The sequence below is a fragment of the Lentzea sp. NPDC004782 genome (assembly GCF_040609115.1).
GTDB lineage: Bacteria > Actinomycetota > Actinomycetes > Mycobacteriales > Pseudonocardiaceae > Lentzea.
This window is the reverse complement of record NZ_JBEXJN010000020.1, coordinates 49,164-69,438: the sequence shown is the minus strand read 5'-3', so window position 1 is coordinate 69,438 and position 20,275 is coordinate 49,164. Positions and strand designations below refer to the sequence as shown.

Annotated in this window: 18 protein-coding genes and 2 pseudogenes; 12 read left to right on the top strand and 8 right to left on the bottom strand. The window is 70.7% G+C overall.

Annotation, left to right across the window (positions count from 1 at the left end):
* Positions 1-27 precede the first annotated feature (27 nt).
* Entirely contained in the window at positions 28-1,362 is a 1,335-nt protein-coding gene (locus ABZV40_RS19735; protein WP_355443108.1) for a hypothetical protein, read from the top strand.
* Here the strand turns inward: ABZV40_RS19735 and ABZV40_RS19730 are convergent.
* Positions 1,352-2,134 carry a siderophore-interacting protein gene (locus ABZV40_RS19730; protein ID WP_355443104.1) on the bottom strand — a complete coding sequence of 261 codons (783 nt, stop codon included), beginning with the start codon at positions 2,132-2,134 and terminating at the stop codon, positions 1,352-1,354. The genes ABZV40_RS19735 and ABZV40_RS19730 overlap by 11 nt on opposite strands.
* Positions 2,131-4,383: an excinuclease ABC subunit UvrA gene (locus tag ABZV40_RS19725; protein WP_355443101.1), complete on the bottom strand. Its 2,253-nt coding sequence runs from the start codon at positions 4,381-4,383 to the stop codon at positions 2,131-2,133. Before ABZV40_RS19725 ends, ABZV40_RS19730 begins: the two co-directional genes overlap by 4 nt.
* A 79-nt stretch (positions 4,384-4,462) precedes the next feature.
* Here ABZV40_RS19725 and ABZV40_RS19720 point away from each other — a divergent pair, with 79 nt between their 5' ends.
* The 4 genes from ABZV40_RS19720 to ABZV40_RS19705 all read left to right on the top strand — a co-directional run bounded on the left by ABZV40_RS19720 (position 4,463) and on the right by ABZV40_RS19705 (position 8,348).
* Positions 4,463-5,236 (top strand): TetR/AcrR family transcriptional regulator C-terminal domain-containing protein, encoded by a 774-nt coding sequence (locus tag ABZV40_RS19720; protein WP_355443098.1) that lies wholly within the window; start codon positions 4,463-4,465, stop codon positions 5,234-5,236.
* 46 nt (positions 5,237-5,282) lie between these two features.
* Entirely contained in the window at positions 5,283-5,654 is a 372-nt protein-coding gene (locus ABZV40_RS19715) for a hypothetical protein (RefSeq protein WP_355443095.1), read from the top strand.
* 46 nt (positions 5,655-5,700) lie between these two features.
* The gene (locus ABZV40_RS19710; protein ID WP_355443092.1) at positions 5,701-6,726 is read left to right on the top strand and encodes a hypothetical protein; all 1,026 of its coding nucleotides are present in this window, start codon (positions 5,701-5,703) and stop codon (positions 6,724-6,726) included.
* A gap of 74 nt (positions 6,727-6,800) precedes the next feature.
* Complete coding sequence (locus ABZV40_RS19705; protein WP_355443089.1) at positions 6,801-8,348, top strand: PQQ-binding-like beta-propeller repeat protein; 1,548 nt, start codon at positions 6,801-6,803, stop codon at positions 8,346-8,348.
* A gap of 62 nt (positions 8,349-8,410) precedes the next feature.
* Here ABZV40_RS19705 and ABZV40_RS19700 read toward each other — a convergent pair whose 3' ends face one another.
* The gene (locus ABZV40_RS19700) at positions 8,411-11,011 is read right to left on the bottom strand and encodes a BTAD domain-containing putative transcriptional regulator (protein WP_355443086.1); all 2,601 of its coding nucleotides are present in this window, start codon (positions 11,009-11,011) and stop codon (positions 8,411-8,413) included.
* 128 nt (positions 11,012-11,139) lie between these two features.
* Between ABZV40_RS19700 and ABZV40_RS19695 the strand changes: the two genes are divergently transcribed.
* Positions 11,140-11,784, top strand: coding sequence for a serine/threonine protein phosphatase (locus ABZV40_RS19695; RefSeq protein ID WP_355443084.1), 645 nt, complete (start codon positions 11,140-11,142; stop codon positions 11,782-11,784).
* A 7-nt stretch (positions 11,785-11,791) separates the two neighbouring features.
* Here the strand turns inward: ABZV40_RS19695 and ABZV40_RS19690 are convergent.
* Positions 11,792-12,583: pseudogene (locus tag ABZV40_RS19690) on the bottom strand (Ku protein); the annotation flags it as partial.
* 173 nt (positions 12,584-12,756) lie between these two features.
* Between ABZV40_RS19690 and ABZV40_RS19685 the strand changes: the two are divergent.
* Positions 12,757-13,278 (top strand): metallophosphoesterase family protein, encoded by a 522-nt coding sequence (locus ABZV40_RS19685; protein WP_355443080.1) that lies wholly within the window; start codon positions 12,757-12,759, stop codon positions 13,276-13,278.
* Here ABZV40_RS19685 and ABZV40_RS19680 read toward each other — a convergent pair.
* Entirely contained in the window at positions 13,170-13,952 is a 783-nt protein-coding gene (locus tag ABZV40_RS19680; RefSeq protein ID WP_355443077.1) for an alpha/beta fold hydrolase, read from the bottom strand. The two genes, ABZV40_RS19685 and ABZV40_RS19680, sit on opposite strands and share 109 nt — an antisense overlap.
* A gap of 49 nt (positions 13,953-14,001) precedes the next feature.
* Positions 14,002-14,613 carry a hypothetical protein gene (locus ABZV40_RS19675; protein ID WP_355443075.1) on the bottom strand — a complete coding sequence of 204 codons (612 nt, stop codon included), beginning with the start codon at positions 14,611-14,613 and terminating at the stop codon, positions 14,002-14,004.
* A gap of 19 nt (positions 14,614-14,632) precedes the next feature.
* On the opposite strand from ABZV40_RS19675, the gene ABZV40_RS19670 reads away from it, so the two are divergent.
* The gene (locus ABZV40_RS19670; protein WP_355443072.1) at positions 14,633-14,794 is read left to right on the top strand and encodes a hypothetical protein; all 162 of its coding nucleotides are present in this window, start codon (positions 14,633-14,635) and stop codon (positions 14,792-14,794) included.
* On the opposite strand, the gene ABZV40_RS19665 is transcribed toward ABZV40_RS19670, so the two are convergent.
* Positions 14,742-15,671 (bottom strand): alpha/beta hydrolase, encoded by a 930-nt coding sequence (locus ABZV40_RS19665; RefSeq protein WP_355443069.1) that lies wholly within the window; start codon positions 15,669-15,671, stop codon positions 14,742-14,744. The genes ABZV40_RS19670 and ABZV40_RS19665 overlap by 53 nt on opposite strands.
* 41 nt (positions 15,672-15,712) lie before the next feature.
* Here ABZV40_RS19665 and ABZV40_RS19660 point away from each other — a divergent pair, with 41 nt between their 5' ends.
* Positions 15,713-16,174: a MarR family transcriptional regulator gene (locus tag ABZV40_RS19660; protein ID WP_355443066.1), complete on the top strand. Its 462-nt coding sequence runs from the start codon at positions 15,713-15,715 to the stop codon at positions 16,172-16,174.
* Here ABZV40_RS19660 and ABZV40_RS19655 read toward each other — a convergent pair.
* Positions 16,164-17,519: an MFS transporter gene (locus tag ABZV40_RS19655; protein WP_355443063.1), complete on the bottom strand. Its 1,356-nt coding sequence runs from the start codon at positions 17,517-17,519 to the stop codon at positions 16,164-16,166. The genes ABZV40_RS19660 and ABZV40_RS19655 overlap by 11 nt on opposite strands.
* 82 nt (positions 17,520-17,601) lie before the next feature.
* Between ABZV40_RS19655 and ABZV40_RS19650 the strand changes: the two genes are divergently transcribed.
* The 3 genes and pseudogenes from ABZV40_RS19650 to ABZV40_RS19640 form a co-directional block, all read left to right on the top strand.
* Positions 17,602-18,156 carry a TetR/AcrR family transcriptional regulator gene (locus ABZV40_RS19650; RefSeq protein ID WP_355443060.1) on the top strand — a complete coding sequence of 185 codons (555 nt, stop codon included), beginning with the start codon at positions 17,602-17,604 and terminating at the stop codon, positions 18,154-18,156.
* Between the two features lie 96 nt (positions 18,157-18,252).
* Positions 18,253-19,173 carry an ArsR family transcriptional regulator gene (locus tag ABZV40_RS19645; protein WP_355443057.1) on the top strand — a complete coding sequence of 307 codons (921 nt, stop codon included), beginning with the start codon at positions 18,253-18,255 and terminating at the stop codon, positions 19,171-19,173.
* Positions 19,174-19,188: 15 nt separating this feature from the next.
* A pseudogene (locus ABZV40_RS19640) lies at positions 19,189-20,217 on the top strand (BTAD domain-containing putative transcriptional regulator); the annotation flags it as partial.
* Positions 20,218-20,275: the final 58 nt, after the last annotated feature.

Genomic DNA, 20,275 nt, shown 5'->3' with positions numbered 1-20,275 from the left:
GCCGCCGCACGGACGAAGGGACTCCTGATGCGTCGTGCAGCGGTCATAGCGGCCCTGTTGCTCGTGGTGGGTGCGTCACCGGCGCAGGCCGCGCCGGCGGTGAGCGTGCGGGTGGATCCGGCGAGCCAGAGCCAGGTCGGCAGGGACTTCGCCGGCTTCAGCTACGAGAAGGACCGGGTCGGCGCGCGGATGTTCGACGCCCGCAACGCCGACCTGGTCCGCCTCTTCCGCCTGCTCGGGCCGAGCCTGCTGCGCATCGGCGGCAACCTCGTGGACATGACCACCTGGAACCCGCAGGGCCCCGGCGGCAAGGCCGACGAGGTCGCGCCGGACGACATCCGCGAGCTGGCGCTGTTCGCCAAGGCGACCGGGTGGAAGGTCGTCTACGGCATCAACCTCAAGACCAACACGCCGGAAGCCGCCGCCGACGAGGCCGCGGTGGCCGCGAGGACGCTCGGCGAGGACCTCGTGGCGTTCGAGATCGGCAACGAGCCCAACGTCTACGTGAAGACCTTGCCGGAGTACGAGGCGCTGTTCGCGAAGTTCGCCGACGCCATCCGGGCGAAGGTGCCGGATGCGCACTTCGACGGCCCCGGCCAGGCGAACAGCAGCTCGTGGGCGGAGGACTTCGCCCGCACGCAGAAGGACAGGGGCGTGACCATCCTGTCCACGCACGTGTACATCGCGAAGAACACCGAGGCCGACATCGCGAAGATGCTGGCGTCCAACTCCTCCGGCAGGCTGCCGAACATCTCGGCCGCGATGCGGAAGGCCTGGTCCACCAACGGGATTGGGCAGTGGCGCGTCACCGAGGCCAACAGCTACTTCCACGGCGGCGCGGACGGCGTCAGCAACGTGCAGGCGGCGGCGCTGTGGTCGCTCGACTACATGTCCGGCGTCGCGGCGCGACAGGGCTCCGGCATCAACTTCCACGGCGGCACGTCCACGCAGTTTCCGCTGCACTACTCGCCGATCCGCTACGACGGGCTCAAGCCCGTTGGCGTGCAGGCGGTCTACTACGGCGAACTGCTCTGGAAGCTGGCCGGGCCGGGCGCCTACCACGCGGCGGCCGTCAGCGGTGCCGACGACGTCACGGCCTGGGGGATCGGCGGCAACGTGTTCGTCAACAACAAGAGCACGACCGCGGTGACGGCGACGATCACGTTGCCCGCGAAGGCGCACAATGCAAGCGTTTACGTGCTGACGGCACCGAAGCTGGACTCCAAGGAGATCACCATCGCGGGCTCGGCCGTCGAGAAGGACGGGAAATTCGTGCCGAAGCCGAAGAACGTGAAGGTGACCGGCACGACGACGACGGTCGGCGTGCCGGCCGACAGCGCGGTGCTGGTGGTCACTCGGTGAGGGACGCGATCCGTTCCTGGGCCTCGGCGAGGTCTTCGGCCGTCGGTGCGTCGTCCTGCGTCAGCGAACGGCGCCAGTAGCCGGAGAACTCGATGTCCTTCTTGGACACTCCGAGTCCGGCGAAGTGCCTCCGCAGTGCCCGCACCGCGGAGGCCTCGCCGCCCAGCCACACCCAGGCGGACGGTGGCACGTCCAGCGCCGTGACCACCGACACCAGGTCCTCCCCGGCGCTGCGGTGCACCCAGCGCACGCCGGGGACGTCCTGCTCCTCGGCCGGGTCCTCGACCTCGACGAACGCTCGGAACCGTTGCGATGCGGGCAGCAGCTCCAGCAGCGAGGCGATCGCGGGCAGCGCGGTCTCGTCACCCGCGAACACCAGCAGGTCCCCGGTGCCGAGCGGACGGGCGTACTCGGGTGAAGGCCCGAACCGTCCGATGACGTCGCCGACCTGGGCGGTGGCGGCCCACCGGGACGCGGGACCGTCGTCGCCGTGCAGCACGAAGTCCACGGTCAGCACACCGTCCACAAGGGATCGAACGGTGAAGCTGCGCATCCACGGGCGTGATGGCTCGGGGATCGCGAGGTAGTCCTGGTACCAGGCGCTCACGTCCCGCGAGTCCGACACGAACGCGGACCCGCCCGGCTTGGGGAACAACAGCTTCAGCTGCTGGTCCGGCCAGGTGCCGAGGTCGGCGAGCCCTTCGCCGGTGAACGTCATCCGCACCATGCGCGGGGTCAGCGGCTCCACCCGCGTCACGGTCAGCAGGCTCACGACAGGTACTCCTTCAGGTGCTGGGCGGTCAGGGTGTCGGCGCGCGCCACGAGATCACCGGGCGTGCCGGAGAACACGACCTGGCCGCCGTCGTGCCCGGCGCCGGGGCCCAGGTCGACGATCCAGTCGGCGTGCGCCATCACGGCCAGGTGGTGCTCGATCACGATCACCGTGTTACCCGCGTCGATCAGCTGGTCGAGCAGCCCGAGCAGCTGGTCGACGTCCGCGAGGTGCAGGCCGGACGTCGGTTCGTCGAGGACGTAGGTCGACGCCTTCTCGGCCATGTGGATGGCGAGCTTGAGCCGTTGCCGTTCACCGCCGGACAACGTGGTGAGCGGCTGGCCGAGTGAGAGGTACGAGAGGCCGACGTCGTGCAGGCGGCTCAGCACGGCGTGCGCCTGGCCGGACGGGAAGAACTCGCGCGCGTCGGCGACGGACATGCCGAGCACCTCGCTGATGTTCTTGCCCCGCAACGTGTAGCGCAGCACCTCCGGCGTGAACCGCTTGCCCTCGCACTTCTCGCAGACGGTCGCGACACCCGCCATCATCGCCAGATCGGTGTAGACGAGCCCGATGCCCTTGCAGTTCTCGCAGGCACCCTCGGAGTTGGCGCTGAACAACGCGGCTTTGACGCCGTTGGCCCTGGCGAACGCGGTCCGGATCGAGTCGAGCAGTCCGGTGCAGGTGGCGGGGTTGGACCGGCGCGACCCGCGGATCGGCGACTGGTCCACGGTCACCACGTCGGGCCGGCCGCGCAGCGACCCGTGGATCAGCGAGGACTTGCCGGAGCCCGCCACGCCGGTGACCACGGTCAGCACGCCGAGCGGGAGGTCGACGGAGACGTCCTTGAGGTTGTTCAGCCGGGCGCCGGTGATCGGCAGGAAACCCTTGGGGGAGCGGAACTGCGGCCGCAGCTTCGCCCGGTGGTCGAGGTGCCGCCCGGTCAGCGTGCCGGACGCGCGCAGCCCGGCCACGTCACCGGAGTAGCAGACGTGGCCGCCGTGCACGCCCGCGCCCGGACCGAGATCGACGACGTGGTCGGCGATCGCGATGGTCTCCGGCTTGTGCTCGACGACGAGAACGGTGTTGCCCTTGTCCCGCAACTGGAGCAGCAGGTTGTTCATGCGCTGGATGTCGTGCGGGTGCAGGCCGACGGTCGGCTCGTCGAACACGTAGGTGATGTCGGTCAGCGACGATCCCAGGTGCCGCACCATCTTCACCCGCTGCGACTCGCCGCCGGACAGCGTGGCGGACTCGCGGTCGAGCGACAGGTAGCCGAGGCCGATCTCGACCAGCGAGTCGAGCGTGTTGCGCAACGTCGCCAGCAGCGGTGCGACGGACGGGTCGTCGATCGAGTGCACGAACCGCGCCAGGTCGCTGATCTGCATGGCACAGCAGTCGGCGATGTTCACCCCGCGGATCTTCGCGCTGAGCGCGGCCTCGTTGAGCCGCGCGCCGCGGCAGCCGGGACAGGTCGCGAACGTCACCGCCCGGTCGACGAACGCCCGCACGTGCGGCTGCATCGACTCGCGGTCCTTCGACAGGATCGTGCGCTGCAGCTTGGGGATCAGGCCGTCGTAGGTGACGTTGGTGCCGCCGATGTTCAGCTTCGTGGTCGGTTTGTGGAGGAAGTCGTGCAGTTCCTGCTCGGTGAACTCGGCGATCGGCTTGTCGGCGGGATACAGCCCGGAGTTCGCGAGCACCTGCCAGTACCAGGTGCCGACGCCGTAGTTCGGGGCGTCGATCGCGCCCTCGTTCAACGACTTCGTCCGGTCGACGATCGCGTCCACGTCGATGGTGGTGATCTTGCCCAGACCCTCGCAGTCCGGGCACATGCCCTCGAGCAGGTTGAAGCTGAACGCGCCGGACGTCCCCACGTGGGGCTCGCCGAGGCGGCTGAACACGATCCGCAGCATCGTGTGCGCGTCGGTGGCCGTGCCGACGGTGGAACGGGAGTTCGCGCCCATCCGCTCCTGGTCGACGATGATCGCCGCGCTGAGGTTGTGCAGCGCGTCCACGTCCGGCCGTCCGATCGAGGGCATGAACGACTGCAGGAACGCCGTGTACGTCTCGTTGATCATGCGCTGCGACTCGGCCGCGATCGTGCCGAAGACCAGCGAGGACTTGCCGGAGCCGGACACGCCGGTGAAGACGGTCAGGCGGCGCTTGGGGACGTCGAGCGACACGTCCGCGAGGTTGTTCTCCCTGGCCCCGCGGACCTGGATGACGTCATGGCTGTCGGCGAGCACAACTTCCCCCGGGGTTGATTCTTTATGCCGTAAAGTAAGAGGTGAACGAGGTTACTTTACGTTGTAAGGAGTTGCAACCGTGGTCGTCTACGCAGGTCAGGGCGATCCGCGCCGGTCCATCGAGCTGCTCTGGCGCGGATCCGTGACGGAGAACCGCCCCGGCCCGAAACCCGGCCTGAGCGTGGACGCGATCGTCGACGCGGGCATCGCGGTCGCCGACGAGCAGGGCATGGCGTTCTCGATGCGCGCGGTGGGGGAGCGCCTCGGTCGCACGGCCATGGCGCTCTACACGTACGTGCCGGGCAAGAACGAGCTGGTCGACCTCATGTACGACCGCACCATGGCCGAGCTGCCGACGTCGTACCCGCTCGACGACGGCTGGAGGCCGGCCGTGACGCGGTGGGCGCACGACATGTGGGAGTGCTACGGCCGCCACCCGTGGGTGCTGCAGGTGTCGCAGGCCCGTCCGGTGCTCGGGCCGCACGAGTTCGCCGTGACCGAGTCCCTGGCCACGATCCTCGCCTCCACCGGGCTGCCGGGACGGCAGCTGCGCGGCATCGTCGGCGCGATCAACTACTTCGTGCGCGGCGCCGCCCAGACCATCGCCGAGGCCCGCGCCGCCGGTGGCGCGACCGGCGAGGCGGACGAGGAGTGGTGGTACGCGCGGTCCGCCGTGCTGCTGGAGATCGAGCCCGACCTGGAGAAGAAGTTCCCGGTGCTGCACCGGCTGGAACAGGACCGCGAACCGGTGGACCCGTCGTTGCCCTATCTGGAGAACGACGCACTGGAGAACTTCCGCAACGGTCTGCGCGTGCTTTTGGACGGCATTGAGGCCGCTGTGGCAAAACCGTGACGAAGTCCGGACGTTCGCGGCACATGAAGCCGATGAGATCGTGCCCATGGGGATCGGCAGACTGTTCGTGGCTGTCGCCTGCGCGATGGTGCTGACCGCGCCGAGCACAGCGGCCGCCACCTCCGTACGGCACTACCGGCCCGCCATCATGACGATGGAGTACACGGTCGGTGACCTGAAAGCGGTGGTCCACTCGCCGCGCACGCTCGTCGGCATGCGGCCGCTGGTGTTCGGTTTCCGCGGGTACGACGACATCGCGCGGTCGTTGGCGCAGCAGGGATCGATCGTGGTGCTGGTGAGCGACCGGACCGCGGTGGACCGGCACGCGCGGCTGTGGCGCGAGCTGAACGACCTCGAAGGTCCGTTGGCGGAACGGTTCTGCGGGTTCGCCGGGCACTTCGCTGTGGCAGAACCGTGACACGGTCCTCACAGGTCGCCCACAACCGATAGGTGAGATCATCGGCATGAAGACAACCGCGGCCGTCGTCGCGATGGTGATGGTGCTGGCCACGCCGACCGTTTCCGCAGCTCCCGACGTCAGAACGGTCGAGTACACGCTCGGCGACCGGGCCTTCCAGGTGCCCGAGTTCCACACCGAGCCCGGCGGTCCGGTCGCGGACCTCGAACTGACGGCGGTGGTGCACGCGCCGCGCCGCCTGGTCGGCAAGCGTCCGCTGGTGCTGCTCGCGCACGGCTACTGGAAGACGTGCCGCGGCGAGGAGCAATGGCTGTGGCCGTGCCCGCAGGGCGACCCGTTCCCCAGCTACCGGGGCTACGACTACCTGGGTGAAGAGCTGGCCCGCCAGGGGTTCGTGGTCGTGTCGGTGAGCGCCAACGGCGTGAACGCGGGTGAGCTCGCCCAACCGTCGGACATCGCCCGCGCGAAACTGATGAGCAAGCACCTCGAACTGTGGCGTGACCTCAACGAAGGCAAAGGTCCGCTCGCCGGACGGCTGCCGGAGTTCGCGGGGCACGTCGACCTGACCGACGTCGGCGTGCTCGGACACTCGCGCGGCGGCCGCGGCGTGATCTGGCTCGCGTCGGACAACCACACCGGCCTCGTCCCGGCCGGTGTGCGGATCCGGGCGGTGCTGCCGCTGGCCCCGGCCGGCTACTACGCGCCGGACCCGGAGGCGCCGGAGAACCTCGACTACCGCATCACGAAGATCCCGTTCGCCGTCGTGTCCGGGGAGTGCGATCCGATCACCCCGCAGGCCGGTGACTACGTCCGGAACGCACAGGGTCGCAACCTGAAACCCGTCCACCTCGTCACGCCGAAACGGGCGAACCACAACTTCTTCAACACCGAGTGGTCCTACGACAACGACGGCCACTGCCAGGACACCGGCCTGAAGCCCGAACAGCAGCGGAAGGTCGCCACCACCTACATCCCCGCGTTCTTCCGCCAGTACCTGCTGAACCGGCCGGACCCGATCGTCAGCCGGGGATATCAGGGTGTCGACGTCGTGACGCATCCACCGATCGGCTAGACCTCAACACGACTTCAAGAGGTCGCGCACCCCCTTCCGCTGCTGCCAAGGTGGTGGCGGAAGGGGGAAATTCCATGCTCAAGACCAGTGCGCTGCTGACCGCGGCGCTAGTGGTGCTGACCGCCTCACCCGCCACGGCACATGCCGGTGGGGACTGGGCCGGTTGGCAGAAGGATCTCACCGGGTCGAGGCACAACGCCGCGGAGTGGCGCCTCGACCAGCACAACGCCGGCAACCTCAAGCTGAAGTGGGCGTACGCCTACGAGAAGGGGCCCGTCAACTTCGTCCGCAGTCAGCCCGCGGTCGTCGGCGACACCATCTACTTCGGCAGCCCCGAGGGCAAGTTCTACGCCCGCAACGCCCGCACCGGCGCACCGAAGTGGGAGTTCACGCTGCCACCGGCGGCCAGGGCCGTGTACAACTCCGACGGCCCGACGGTGTCCGACGGCAAGGTGTTCTTCGGTGACAGCACGGGCCGGTTGTTCGCGCTCGACCAGCGGACCGGCCGGCAGCGCTGGCAGGTCCAGGTGGACAGCACCGTCGCCGGGATGAACACCAGCTCGCCGATCGTCTACAACGGACGGATCTACATCGGCACGTCCAGCGCGGAGAACACGCTGCCCCGCGACTACGCGTGCTGCACGTTCCGCGGCCACATCGACGCCTACGACATCGACACCGGCGCGCTCGTGTGGCGGCACTACACCGTGCCGGAACCGGTCGAGGTCGGCACGTGGCCCAACGGCGCCAAGCGGTTCGAGCCGTCCGGCGCCGGCGTGTGGAGCTCGCCCGCGATCGACCGCAGGACCGGCACGCTCTACGTCGGCACCGGCCAGAACTACACCGGCAAGGCCGGCGAGTTCGACTCGCTGCTGGCGCTGGACACCCGGACCGGCGCGGTGAAGTGGACCAACCAGGTGACCGACGCCGACACGTGGCGCGATGCGTGCAACGACCCCGATCCCGAGGGGTACTGCCCAGGGCTCAAGGACAACACGAACCTCGACTACGACATCGGCGCGTCGCCGAACCTGTTCGAGGTCGGCGGCCGTCAGCTCGTCGGGGTCGGCCAGAAGTCCGGTGTGTACCACGTGTTCGACGCGAGGACCGGCCAGGTCGTGTGGCGGCGGCTGCTCGGCACGCCGTGGCCCAGCGGCGGTATCGGCGGCATCCAGTGGGGCGCGAGCTACGACGGCAAGCGGCTCTACATCGCCACCTACGTCGCGAGCCCCGGCAAGCTGTTCGCGGTGGATCCGGCCACCGGCACGGTGCTGTGGGAGACCCCGGAGCCCGCCGACGGGTGCACGACCGGAGGCGCCGTCGGTCTGAAGGTCTGCGTGCCGGCTCATGGGGTTGCGGTGTCCAGCACGCCCGGCGTGGTGTGGCTGGGCGCGGAGGACGGCAAGTTCCGCGCGTACGACGCGAAGACCGGCCAGATCCTCTGGACCTACGACACGATCCAGGACGTCACCGGCGTCAACGGGCTGACCGGTCGCGGCGGCAACATGGCGGGGCCCGGCACGGGCGCGGTGGTGTCGAACGGCATGGTCTACGTGCAGTCGGGCTACTTCGGGCAGGACAACAGCCCGTACGGCCGAGTGCTGCTCGCGTTCGGCCTGTAAGCGGACCTTCCGCCCGCTGATCGCGCCCGAACCCGGCGCGCCAGGTGCTCGATGAACGGGGGTCACGGCATCAGCTTCGCGCGCACGGAGTCGGTCGGCAGTCCGGCTTCCGCGCGCAGCTCCAGCGCTCTCTGCCAGGCACGGCGAGCCGGCTCGGCGTCACCCATGGCCGCGTGGGTGTCGCCGAGCTGCTCGTAGGCGGAGGCCTCCAGCGGGAGGTCGCCGCCCGTGCGGAAGTGCGCGGCGGACTCGGCGAACGCGTGCGCGGCCCGTTCGAGGTCGCCCAGCCCGAGGTAGCCGGTGCCGAGGTTGTCCCACGTCTCGGCCTGGCCGATCACGTGGCCCATCGCCTGCCACATCCGCATGACGCGTTCGCCGTACTCGACGGCCGTGGCGTAGTCGCCGATCTTGCCGTAGCCCCACGCCAGCCCGGTCAGCGCGTTGGCCTGGCCGTACTCGTCACCGCACTGCTCGAACAACGCGAGCCCGCGCCGCGTGTGCTCGAGCGCCTCGGGGATCCGGTCGTCCGGGCACAGCATCGCGATGTTCAGCAGCGCCTCGCCCTGACCGGCCGGGTTGCCCTCGAACACCTCCAGCGCCCGTTCCAGCACGGCCCTGGACTCGTCGAGCCGGCCGACCCTGGCGAGCCCGCGGGCCAGGTTGATCAGCGTGCGGCCCAGGCCGTCGGTGTCGTCGAGCTGTTCCAGCGCGGCCACCGCGAGCTGCTGGGACGTCAGCAGGTCCTGGTAGTGCGCCTGCCGGTCCAGGACGTCGGCGAGCGTCCACCCCATCAGCCAGGTCTGCGCCGGGGTGCCGTGGGGCATCGCCGACATCAACGCGGGGTGCTCCGCCATCAGCCACGCCAGCGCCTCCTCGTGCGTGTGGATCGGCGTGACCACAACACCTTCCGCCGGTGGCGGCGTGGCCGGGCGGTGGCGGCTGGGCGTGAACACGACGGCGGCTTCGACGCCGGTGAGCGCGAGGTGGTCGAACAGCCGGGTGAGCGCCTCGTCGCGTTCGTCCGGTCCCGCCAGTTCGGCCGCGTAGTCGCGCAGCAGGTCGTGGCACGTGAACCGGCCCGGCTCGGGCTCGTCGAGCAGGTGCGCCCTGGCCAGTTCCCCCAGCAGCGACTCGGTCTCCGGCAGCGCCAGGCCCGCCAGGGACGCGGCACCGGCGAGGCTGATGTCCGGACCGGGCATCAGGCCGAGCAACCGGAACAGCCGCAGCGCCGCGGGGCTGAGCGCCTTGCAGGAGTGGGAGAACACCGACCGCAGGTCCGCGGTGACGTCATCGTCGTCGGCGAACGCGTCGAGGTCGGCCAGCTCGTCCGCCAGCGCCGCCAGCGGGAACTCCGGCTGCGTCGCCGCCCGTGCCCCGGCGACCGCGAGGGCCAGCGGCAGCCGCGCGCACCGGCGGACCACGGTGTCGACCGCCTCCGGTTCGGCACGGGCGCGGTCGTGGCCGATCCGGGCGGCCAGCAGCTCGCGGGCGTCGTCGGGAGGCAGCAGGCCCAGCGACAGCGACCGCGCCCGGTGCGTCGGCCTGAGCGCGGTCCGGCTGGTGATCACCACGTGGGTGTTGGGCGTGCGCGGCAGCAGCGGTTCGATCTGGTCGGCATCGGTGGCGTTGTCCAGCACCATCAGCACCCGCTTGCCGGCGAGCGCGTCCCGCAGCAGCTCCGACTGCCCGGCCACGTCGTGCGGCACCTTCGCCCGCGGCACGTCCAGCGCCGACAGGAACCGCAGCAGCGCGTCACCGGGGCTCAGCGCCGCGCCGGACGGCCCGAACCCGTGCAGGTTCACGTAGAGCTGGCCGTCCGGGAACCGCTCGGCCGCGCGGTGCGCCCAGTGCACGGCCAGGGAGGTCTTGCCGACACCGCCCGTGCCGGTGATCACCACGACGCCGTTCGGTGCCTGGTCCAGCTCGGCCAGCTCCAGCGCCCTGCCGGTGAACGGTTTGGGCGGCGCGGGCAGCTGCCGCGGCGCCGAGGCGGTCTGCAGCCGCCGGTGCAGCGCGGTGAGCCTGCGGGACGGTTCGGCGCCCAGCTCGTCCGCCAGCCGTGCCTTGACCAGCTCGAACTGCCTGAGCGCGTCGGCCGTGCGGCCGCTGCCGTGCAACGCCTCGATCAGCTGGGCCGCGACGCGTTCGTCCAACGGGCGTTCCGCGGCGAGCACTTGCAGCTCCGGCACCAGCACCTGGTGCTCACCGGCGCTCAGCCGCGCGTCCACGTGGTCGAGCCGCGCCGCCAGCAGCTCCGCGGCGAACTCCTCGCGCCTGCGGCGTGCCCACGGCGTGTCCAGTGTGGACAGCAGGTCCTGCCGCGCCAGCGCCAGCGCCTCCGCGGTCCGGCCGGTGCGCACCAGGTGCCGGAACAGGTGCAGGTCGATCTCCACCGGGTCGACGCGGACCACGTACCCGCCCGCCTCGCGTTCGATCAGGCCGGGCAGCGTCTGGCGCAGCCGGGTGAGCCACGTCCGCATCATCGCGCGGGCACGGGGCGGTGGCGCGTCGCCCAGGACGCGTTCGACCAGGTCGTCGGCGCTGACCACCGCACCGGCGTCGACGAGCAGCACGCCCAGCAGGGCTCCCAGCCGCGTCGGGCCGAGCTCGGTCACGTGGCCGTCCACCCGCGCCGAGACGCCGCCGAACACCGTGAATCGCACGTGATCACGCTACCGGCACGGCCGGAACGTCCCGCAGATCGCCGAACGGCGAAGTTCTAGAGCATTTCTCAGGGTGCTGACAGCAGACTCCAAGGCGCACGAGGCTCAGTGGAATGAGGGAGGTCGCCATGCTGATCGATCGCACCATGCCGCTGGGTACCGCGCTGACCGTCACCCACGCATCAGAGCGTGGACCGCGCACGCACAACGCCGACGCGTACGCCACCGGCCGTCGCACCTTCGTGGTCGCCGACGGGGTGGGTGACTCCGAGGCCGCGGGCGAGGCCGCGCACGCCGCCGCCCAGGCCGCCGCTCTCCTCACCGACCCCGTCGCCGCGATCCTGGCCGCCCGAGACGCGCTGCAGGTGCACAGCGGGGACGCCGTGATCGTGGTCGCCGTGGCCCGTCCGCACGGCGGCTTCGACGTGGCGTGGGCCGGTGACGCCCGTGCGTACGCCTCGGCCGGTGAGGACCTCGTGCAGCTCACGACCGACCACACCGTGGCCGAGTACTTCCGCGAACGAGGCGTGGTGCCGCAACCGCGGCTGGAGCACGTCGTGACGAACACCGTCCGGCACGCCACGCCGGAGAACATCGGACGTGCGGCGACGCGGGCGTCCCGGCTCCTGCTCGCGTCGGACGGCGTCCACGGGCCGTTGGGGCACGGTGGCATCGAGGCGATCATGGCCGGGCACGCGTCGGCCGAACGGCTCGTGCGGGCCGCCCTGTACGCGGGCGGGACGGACAACGCGACGGCGCTGGTCGTCAGCTGACCTTCTTCTTGCCCCGCTTCTTCTTGCTCGCCTCGACGCTGCGCTGCAACGCCTCCATGAGGTCCACGACCCCAGTGGCCTCGGGAGGCTCTGCCTCGACGACGACCTCGCGGCCCTTGCGCTTGTCCTCGATGAGCTTGTTGACGCGCTCGGTGAAGGTGTCGCGGTAGTCCTTCGGACGCCAGTCGTCGGCCATCGACTCGACCAGCGACACGGCCATGTTCAGCTCCTTGCCGCGCGGCGCCCCGCCCTCCGGCAGCACGTCCAGCACGTCCTTCGGGTCCCTGACCTCGTCCGCGAAGAACAGCGTGTGCACGGCGAGAATCCCGTTGTCCTCCTTCAACGCGGTCAGGTACTGCTTGCCGCGCATGACGAACAACGCGATGCCCGCCCGGTTGGTCTTCTTCATCGCCTGCGCCAGCAACAGGTACGGGCGCGAGAACTCGGGCTTGCCCGGCCCGAGCCAGTAGGTCTTCTGGAAGAACACCGGGTCGATCTCGGCGAGGTCCACGAACGCCTCGATGTCGAGCGTGCGCGAGCGGCCCGGTGCGATGTCGTCGAGCTCCTCCGGTTCGACGATCACGTACTCGCCGTCGTCGACCTCGTGCCCCTTGACGATCTTGTCGTAGGGCACCTCGCGTCCGGTGCGCTCGTTGACGCGCTTGTAGCGGATGCGGTCGGACGTCCCGCGCTGGAACTGGTTGAAGTGCACCGTGTGGTCCTCGGTGGCGCTGTACAGCTCCACCGGGATCGTCACCAGCCCGAAACTGACCGACCCGCTCCAGATCGCCCGTGCCATGCAGGTCAGGTACCCGCTCGCGATCGCGTGCAACCTTCCGCGCCCGATCTCGCGCTGGCGCGCTCGTTGTCGATGAAGGGCTCCTTCATCGACCTGAGGTGGAGGAAGGAGCCCTTCATCGAGCACCAGAGTGTCCACTCCGCACTCGAGCCGGGCCGGTACGGTTGGCGGGCGTGAGAGTCGTCGTGCTGTCCGACACCCACGCGCCGCGGTTCTGGAAGCGGTGCCCACCCGCCGTGGCCGAGCATCTGCGGTCGGCGGACCTGATCCTGCACGGCGGTGATGTCTGCGTCGCTCCCGTGCTGGACGAGCTGGCGCAGTACGCGCCGGTGATCGCGGTGTGCGGCAACAACGACGGCCCGGACGTGGTGGCCTGGGGCGCACCGGAGACCGTCGAGCTCGACATCGAGGGGCTACCGGTCGCGATGATCCACGACAGCGGGCAGAAGACCGGCAGGCTCGCCAGGATGCGCCGCCGGTTCCCGTCCGCGCGGCTCGTCGTGTTCGGACATTCGCACATCCCGTGGGACGAGGAGGAGGACGGGTTCCGCGTCTTCAACCCCGGCTCGCCGACGGACAAGCGACGTCAGCCGCACGGCACGATCGGGCTGCTGGACGTGGCGGACGGCGTGCTGCTGGACGCGCGGATCGTGCCGGTGGCCCAGGCGGCGAGCCGCGGTCCCAGAAGCTCGTAGACGCGCGGGTCGAAGCCCATGCCGGTGTGCGTGCTGTGCACCTCGACGCACTCGGCGTACGGGTCCAGGCACAGCCGCCACGGCACGATGCCGTCCGAACGGGAGTAGATGGAGATCGCGGGCACCCGCAGCGGTTCGGCGAGGATCTTCACGTGCTCCTCGAAGCACGGGCCGCCCAGGCAGTCGTCGTCGAGCAACCCCGGCACACCCGCGGAAGCCAGCCGTGCCAGGAACCTCGCGATCCGCATGACGTTGGGATGCGCGCCCATCGGGTCCAGCACGGGACTGCCCAGCATCACCAGGCCGCGCACCAGGTCTGGCCGCCGGGCGGCGGCCAGGCGCGCGATGCCGCCACCACGGCTCTGGCCGAGCAGCACCGCCGGACGACCGGTGCGCTCGGCGTGCTTCTCGGTGCGGCGCACCAGTTCCGCCAGCAGGTCGCCGGTGCAGCCGACGGTGAACCCGACGCCCGCGCTCGCCGGCACGTAACCACGCGCCCGCAACCACGACGCGGCAGGCAGCAGGCTCACGTCACCCGCCCCGAAACCGGGCGCCAGCACGACACCCAAACCCTTGCCCTGACCGGGATCCGCGCCCCGCCACACCGGGTGCCGCAGCAGCTTCGGCACGTCCCAGAGCGCGCGAACGACGCTTTCCCGTGCGGTAGAACGCATCCCGTCGAACATGACACTGGTTTGCCAGCCGTTCGCGGGACAAAACCTGTCAGAAGTGGACCGCGATTTCCGCGCCGAGTTTGGCGCCGTTCATCAGTTCGAGGTCGTCGCCGCTCCAGAACCGGCCGGGGTCGTACCAGTTGGGCCGCCGTTTCGGCAGCAACCCCATCTCCTCGTACGTGATCGCGACGATCTCCGCGCAGAACGCGCTCTCCAGCGTGGCGTCCGCCTTGGGCCGCAACGGAACGCGGCCGCGCAGCCACCGCGAGGCGAGCTTCGCGGTCGAGGGGAACGGCGTGCCGTCGAGCCGTGCGACCGTCCGCAGTGCCGCGTCCTCCATCTCGCGCGTCACCGGGTGGTCGAGCTGCCGCAGCCACGCCCGCTGGTTGTACCTGTCGTGCCACGTCACCACGGCGTCGCGCAGGTCGTGCAGCTGGGCGCCGCGCTGGTGCGTGCCGGTCCAGATGTCCTTGAGCGACTTGCCGAGCTCGGCGTGCCACATCAGCGGCGGCAGGTCGTCCAGCACGATCGCCATGCCCACGTGGTTGACGGGGCTGTTCGTCATGGCCTGGATCGCCCGATCCGCGGCGCTGCGCCCGCGGAACACCCACACGTCACCGGTGCGGGTCAACTCCACGGCTTCGTCCAGAGAGATCGCCATGAGCCCGTAGCCTAGGCACATGAAGCTCTGGAAGGTGCTCGGCATCGCCGCGTTCGCCGGTGTCGCGGCGAGCGGCGTGCTGGTGGCCCGCAACCAGCGCCGCCGCGCCGCCTACACCCCCGACCAGGTCAGGGAACGTCTGCACGAACGGCTGAGCGAGGCCTCACGAGCCTCTGGGTGAGGAAGAACGCCGCGCGGTCGAGTGCGTCGTCGGCCTCGTCGAGGACCCCGGTGAACGCCTGGAACACGTGCGGCACGTCGGCGGTGACGTCGAGGATCACGTCGACTCCGGCGGCCCTGGCGCGCTCGGCCATGCGCGTGGAGTCGTCCAGCAGCACCTCGTTGGTGCCCACCTGCAGCAGCATCGGCGGGAAGCCCGTCAGGTCGGCGAACAGCGCGGGGCTGACGAGCTCGTGGCGCGGATCCTGCCCGGCCAGGTAGAGCGCGCTGGTGCGTTCGAGGCTCTGGCGCGTGAAGAACGGGTCGGCGTCCTCCTTCGCGTCCATGCTCTCGCCGGTCCGGGTGACGTCCAGGCCGGGGGAGAAGGCCACGATCGCCGCCGGTGCGGGCAGTCCCGCGGCGCGCGCCGCCAGGCAGGTCGTGACGGTCAGGCCGCCGCCCGCGGAGTCGCCGGCGAACGCGATGGACGCCGGGTCCTCGCCGGCGTCGAGCAACGCGCGGTAGGCCGCCACCGCGTCGTCGATCGCGGCGGGGAACGGGTGCTCCGGTGCGAGCCGGTAGTCCAGCGAGAACGCCCGGAACCCGGTCCTCGCCACCAGGCTCCCGGTCAGCGACAGCGCGGTCTCCGGCGAGCCCACGACGTAGGAGCCGCCGTGGAAGTACAGGATCGTGCCGGCGCGCTGGTCGTTCGCTCGCTCGACCAGCAGGGCCCGTCGTGACCCGAGCACGGTGTCCTCGGTCCTGATCCCGTCCGGAACGGTCATCGCGGCCATCATCGCCGCGAAGCCCGTTCGCAGCTGTTCGACCGACAGCGGTCCCTCTGGTTGTGGCCGCTCGCGCAGCATCGTGTCGATCTTCGCCCGCTGTTCCCTGCTCATGAGCACCCCCGGTTCAAGTACATGCCGCTACAGTATATGCCGTGGCATCTAAATTTCCGGTCGACCCGCAGGCCCTGTTCGCCGACCTCGTGCGCTGCGAGACGCGGCTGTACAACGCGCTGAACGACCGGCTGCGGGAGCGGCACGGGATCGTCACCTCGCAGTACGAGTTCCTGCGCTTCCTGCGTGAGCACCCGGAGTCGCGGGTGGCCGACCTGGCTGCGGAGTTCGCCGTCGGCATCGGGGCGACCAGCAAGGGCGTGGACCGCCTGGAGCGGCTCGGCCTGGTTTCGCGCCTGCCCAACCCGGCGGACCGCAGGTCGTCCCTGCTGGTCCTGACCGACGACGGCGTGCGCTTGGTCGACGCCGCCGAGCTGACCTTCACCGAACGGGTGACCGAGCTGTTCGGCCTGGTCGGCGAACACTCCCGGGCGGCCGCCGAGTTCCTGTCGCTGCTGCGCGTCGCACTGGAGCGCGACCGCGTCGGGACGCCTACCGGCTGACGGCTTCCCGGAGCGGGCTCGGGACGAACCGGTAGGCCACGAGGGACGCCAGCGCCAGCAGCGCGGCGGCGACCAGGGCCGTGCCCTGCATCGCCTCGGTGAACGTGCCCGCGCGAGCCCACGCCGACAGCACCGTGCCGAGCACCGCGATGCCCAGGGCCGCGCCCAGCTCGTAGGCCGTCTCCGACACCGCCGACGCCGCTCCGGCCTTGTCCGCGGGCACGGCGGACACCACCGCGTCCGTGGTCAGCGTCAGCGCGAGCCCGACCCCGGCACCGACGACCACCAGTGCCACCGCGATCGCGCCGTACCGCGCCGAGAACCCGACGATCGCCAGCCCGCCCGCGCTGACCAGCAGGCCCAGTGCGATCGCGCGGCCCAGGCCGAGCCGCCGCACCGCGGGCCCGATCAACGCGATCACCAGCACGCCGGCGGCTCCCAGCGGCAGCTCGCGCAGCCCGGCCTGCAGCGGTGAGTAGCCCAGCACGTTCTGGAAGTACTGCGACAGGAAGAACACCAACCCGGTCAGGGCGAACACCGCGATCATGGTCGCGCCCACCGCACCGCTGAACGCCGGACTGCGGAACAGCGACACGTCGAACATCGGGTGCGCGGACGTCTGCTGCCGCCGCACGAACAGCCGCAGTCCCGCCATGCCGACGAGCGCGGCCAGGAGTGCCGTCCACGACGGCCCGGCCAGCGCGAACTCCTTGACCGCGTACACCAGCGGCACCACGCCCACCGCCGACAGCGCGGCCGAGGCCAGGTCGAACGGGCCCGGTGCCGGGTCCCGGCTCTCCGGCAGCCACCACGCGCCGAACACCAGCAGCAACACCATCACCGGCAGGTTGATCACGAACACCGAACCCCACCAGAAGTGCTCCAGCAGCACGCCGCCGACCAGCGGCCCCAGCGCGGCACCGGCCGTGGCCATCGCCGCCCACACCGCCACCGCCCGCGTGCGCTCGACGGGGTCGGTGAACAGGTTGCGGATGATCGACAACGTCGACGGCATGATCGTCGCGCCCGCCACGCCGAGCAGGGCGCGGGCCGCGATCAGCCAGCCCGCCGACGGTGCGAACGCGGCCAGCAGCGACGCCGCCCCGAATCCGGCGGCGCCCGTGAGCAGCAGCTTCTTGCGGCCGATCCGGTCGCCGAGCGTGCCCATCGTGACGAGCAGACCGCCCAGCACGAACGAGTAGACGTCACCGATCCACAGCACCTGCGCGGGGGACGGCGCGAGGTCGTGCTGCAGGGCGGGAATCGCCAGGGCGAGCACCGTGGCGTCCACGGCGATCAGCAACAACGCGAGGGCCAGCACGCCCAGAGCCGCCCACTTCCGCATGAGATCTCCTTAGCCGACCATCTGGTCTGCAAACTAACGTACCGTCCAGACGGTCGGCAGAGCAAACGACTAGGTTGATCACATGCCCGGAGAACAGCGCAACGCGCCCCGCACTCGCCGTGAAGTGATCGAGGCGGCCGCGCGCGCGTTGACCGCACACGGGCCCGGAGTCAGCCTCGACACGGTGGCCAAGGAGGCCGGCGTGTCCAAAGGCGGCCTGCTGCACCACTTCCGCAGCAAGCAGGCGTTGCTCGTCGGCCTGATCGACGAGTGGTTCGACCGCTACGACAGGATCGTCGAGAGCCTGCTCGAACCGGAGGACACCCCAGGCCGGTGGACCCGCGCGCACATCCGCGCGACGTTCACGCCGGACGACCTGTGGTCTCACCCGTCTGTCGTAACGGCGTTGCTCGGCGTTCCGGAACTGCAGCAGCGACTGGACGTCGCCGCGACCCGCTGGCGGCAGCAAACCGATTCCGACGGGCTGCACCCGCAGCGCGCGGACCTCATTTCCCGGGCACTCGACGGGGTGACACTCGAAGATCTGCTGTGGCGCGGCCAGGAGACCCCTGAGAAACGCGCATACACCCGTGACCTGCTGCTGAAGCTCACCGAGCAGTCCGGGCCGCTCGTCTGAAGTTTGTTTGTGAAGCGTTGTCAACCGGAACAGCGCTGACACCGGACAACGAAATCTGCGTACCGTCGGAAGTGGTTGCACTCCGGGGGGAAGCAAATGCCAATCGTGTTGTCCGAATCCGCGCCCAGGGGCCGCGGGCTGACCATTCTCTTCGAGTTGGAAGATCTCGCGCGCACGCGGTTCGCGCCCGCACCGCTGCCGATGTACGAGCTGGTGTTCACGGTGCACAGCGGCGACTGGGACCGCATGCTGCTGCCGCAGATCCGCCCGCTCGCCGAACTGGTGCGGCCGGGACGGTTCATCCCGGACTTCTTCAACTCCGCGCGCCCCGACTTCGACGAGGCCGTGCGCCAGGTGCTCGACGTGCCGCCCACCCGCGTGCGCGACCAGATCGCGAACATGCTCGGCACGACGTCGCCGTGGCTGCGCTCGTACGCCGCGGGCACCCCGACCTCGCGTCAGGACCTGCGCTCGGCGCTGCGGGCGGGCTTCCGGGACCTGCTCGGGCCGACCTGGCCGGAGACGCGCCAGGCGTTCGACGCCGAGGTGCGGCTGCGCTCGTCGCAGGCCCTGTCGCGCGGGCTGGGCGGCCTGCTCGGCAGCCTCCACCCGTCGATCTCCTGGACCTCGCCCGCGCTGCACGTCGAACTGTCGTGGGACACCGAGATCTCGCTGCGCGGCACCGGAATGCTGATCGTGCCGGTGCTGCACGGCCTGACCCGCCCGGCGGTGTCGATGTTCGCCGAACCCCAGCCGCTGCTCTTCTACCCCGTGGCGGCCGCGCAGCCCAGCGGGGCCAGCCTCGAACTGGCCCTCGGCCGCACCCGGACGCTGGTGCTGCGCGCGCTGACGTCCGAACGCACCACCACCGAGCTCGCCAAGCACGTGGGCATCAGCCTGCCCACCGCCTCACAACACGCGACCGCCCTGCGCACCGCGGGCTTCGTGTCCACGCACCGCAACGGCAGGTCGGTCCGCCACCGCCTGACCAGACGCGGCTGGGAACTGCTCACCTGACCCTGGGAGGCCCGCATGCCCGCGTTGCCGCGGTACCGCACCGACCCGAGCCCCCGTGCGCTGGCCGCCCGCCTGCGCGCGCTGCTCACCGCCCAGGTCCCCACCGCCTGCGGCGTCTACGCGGGCCTCGCCGCTCCCGTTGACGCGTCCCCGCTGCACGCCCGGATCACCCACGCGATGGCGTCCGCGTTCGTGACCGGCGCTTCCGCGGCCGTACCGCGCTTCGAACCACCACCGTCCGCCCAGCTGCGCCTGCTGACCGCGGCGAGCTGGGGCCGGCTCGACGGCGTGGGCGCCGACCTGACGACGTTCCCGGTCGACCTCGCCTCCGAGCTGTGGTGGCGCGTGCACGAACGCGCCTCGGGCTCGCTGCGCACCGCCGAACGCCGCGTCGCCTGCGACCTGCTGTTGCGCCTGGGCTACCCGCACCGCGCGGCCTCGGTGATCGGCCTTTCCGTCATCGACGCGCGCCACCACGTGCTCTCACCCGACCTCGCGGTGGAAGAGCTCGCCGTCCTGCGCTGCCACGTCCCGGCGTCCGCGGTGGAGTCCATGGCACTGCGCGGCGCCCGGTCGGACCTGCCGCCCTCGATCCGCCGCGAGCTCGCCCTGTTCGTGGTGTTCCGCAACGCCGCCCGCGGCGCCGACTCCACCTCCCTGCGGTCGGGCGCGGCCCTGGCGGTGAAGGCGTCGTCGGAACTGCCCGCCACCGCCCTTCACCAGGCGCGCCTGCACCGCGCGCTCGCCTCCGTCCCGTTCGTGCGCCACGACATCGCGGAAACACACCGACTGCTCGGCCGCGCCCTGGAATGCCTGACATCCGTCACGCCGGCCTCCGCCTTCGACCGGTTGGCGTGGGCGGACGAGGCCTACGCCCTGCACTGCTTCCTCGCTCTCAGCCACCTGGCCGTGGGCCTGGCCGCCCGCGCCGTCGGCTACACCGACGAACTGGTCGCGCTCAGCCCAGGCGACGACCGCACCTGGGCACTGCGCGGCGACGCCCTGGCCGCGTCCGGCCGCCTGGACGACGCCCTCGACGCCTACAACCGCGGCGTGTCACTCGGCGGCTGGGGCGCCGCACGAGCCGCGTACCTCCGCGGCT

What these genes read in the sequence shown, in the direction of transcription:
- ABZV40_RS19735 (WP_355443108.1), top strand. Translation starts at nt 28, where the DNA reads ATGCGTCGTGCAGCGGTCATAGCGGCCCTGTTGCTCGTGGTGGGTGCG.
- ABZV40_RS19715 (WP_355443095.1), top strand. Translation starts at nt 5,283, where the DNA reads ATGGGGATCGGCAGACTGTTCGTGGCTGTCGCCTGCGCGATGGTGCTG.
- ABZV40_RS19710 (WP_355443092.1), top strand. Translation starts at nt 5,701, where the DNA reads ATGAAGACAACCGCGGCCGTCGTCGCGATGGTGATGGTGCTGGCCACG.
- ABZV40_RS19705 (WP_355443089.1), top strand. Translation starts at nt 6,801, where the DNA reads ATGCTCAAGACCAGTGCGCTGCTGACCGCGGCGCTAGTGGTGCTGACC.
- ABZV40_RS19695 (WP_355443084.1), top strand. Translation starts at nt 11,140, where the DNA reads ATGCTGATCGATCGCACCATGCCGCTGGGTACCGCGCTGACCGTCACC.
- ABZV40_RS19680 (WP_355443077.1), bottom strand. Translation starts at nt 13,952, where the DNA reads ATGCGTTCTACCGCACGGGAAAGCGTCGTTCGCGCGCTCTGGGACGTG.
- ABZV40_RS19675 (WP_355443075.1), bottom strand. Translation starts at nt 14,613, where the DNA reads ATGGCGATCTCTCTGGACGAAGCCGTGGAGTTGACCCGCACCGGTGAC.
- ABZV40_RS19670 (WP_355443072.1), top strand. Translation starts at nt 14,633, where the DNA reads ATGAAGCTCTGGAAGGTGCTCGGCATCGCCGCGTTCGCCGGTGTCGCG.
- ABZV40_RS19665 (WP_355443069.1), bottom strand. Translation starts at nt 15,671, where the DNA reads ATGAGCAGGGAACAGCGGGCGAAGATCGACACGATGCTGCGCGAGCGG.
- ABZV40_RS19655 (WP_355443063.1), bottom strand. Translation starts at nt 17,519, where the DNA reads ATGCGGAAGTGGGCGGCTCTGGGCGTGCTGGCCCTCGCGTTGTTGCTG.
- ABZV40_RS19650 (WP_355443060.1), top strand. Translation starts at nt 17,602, where the DNA reads ATGCCCGGAGAACAGCGCAACGCGCCCCGCACTCGCCGTGAAGTGATC.
- ABZV40_RS19645 (WP_355443057.1), top strand. Translation starts at nt 18,253, where the DNA reads ATGCCAATCGTGTTGTCCGAATCCGCGCCCAGGGGCCGCGGGCTGACC.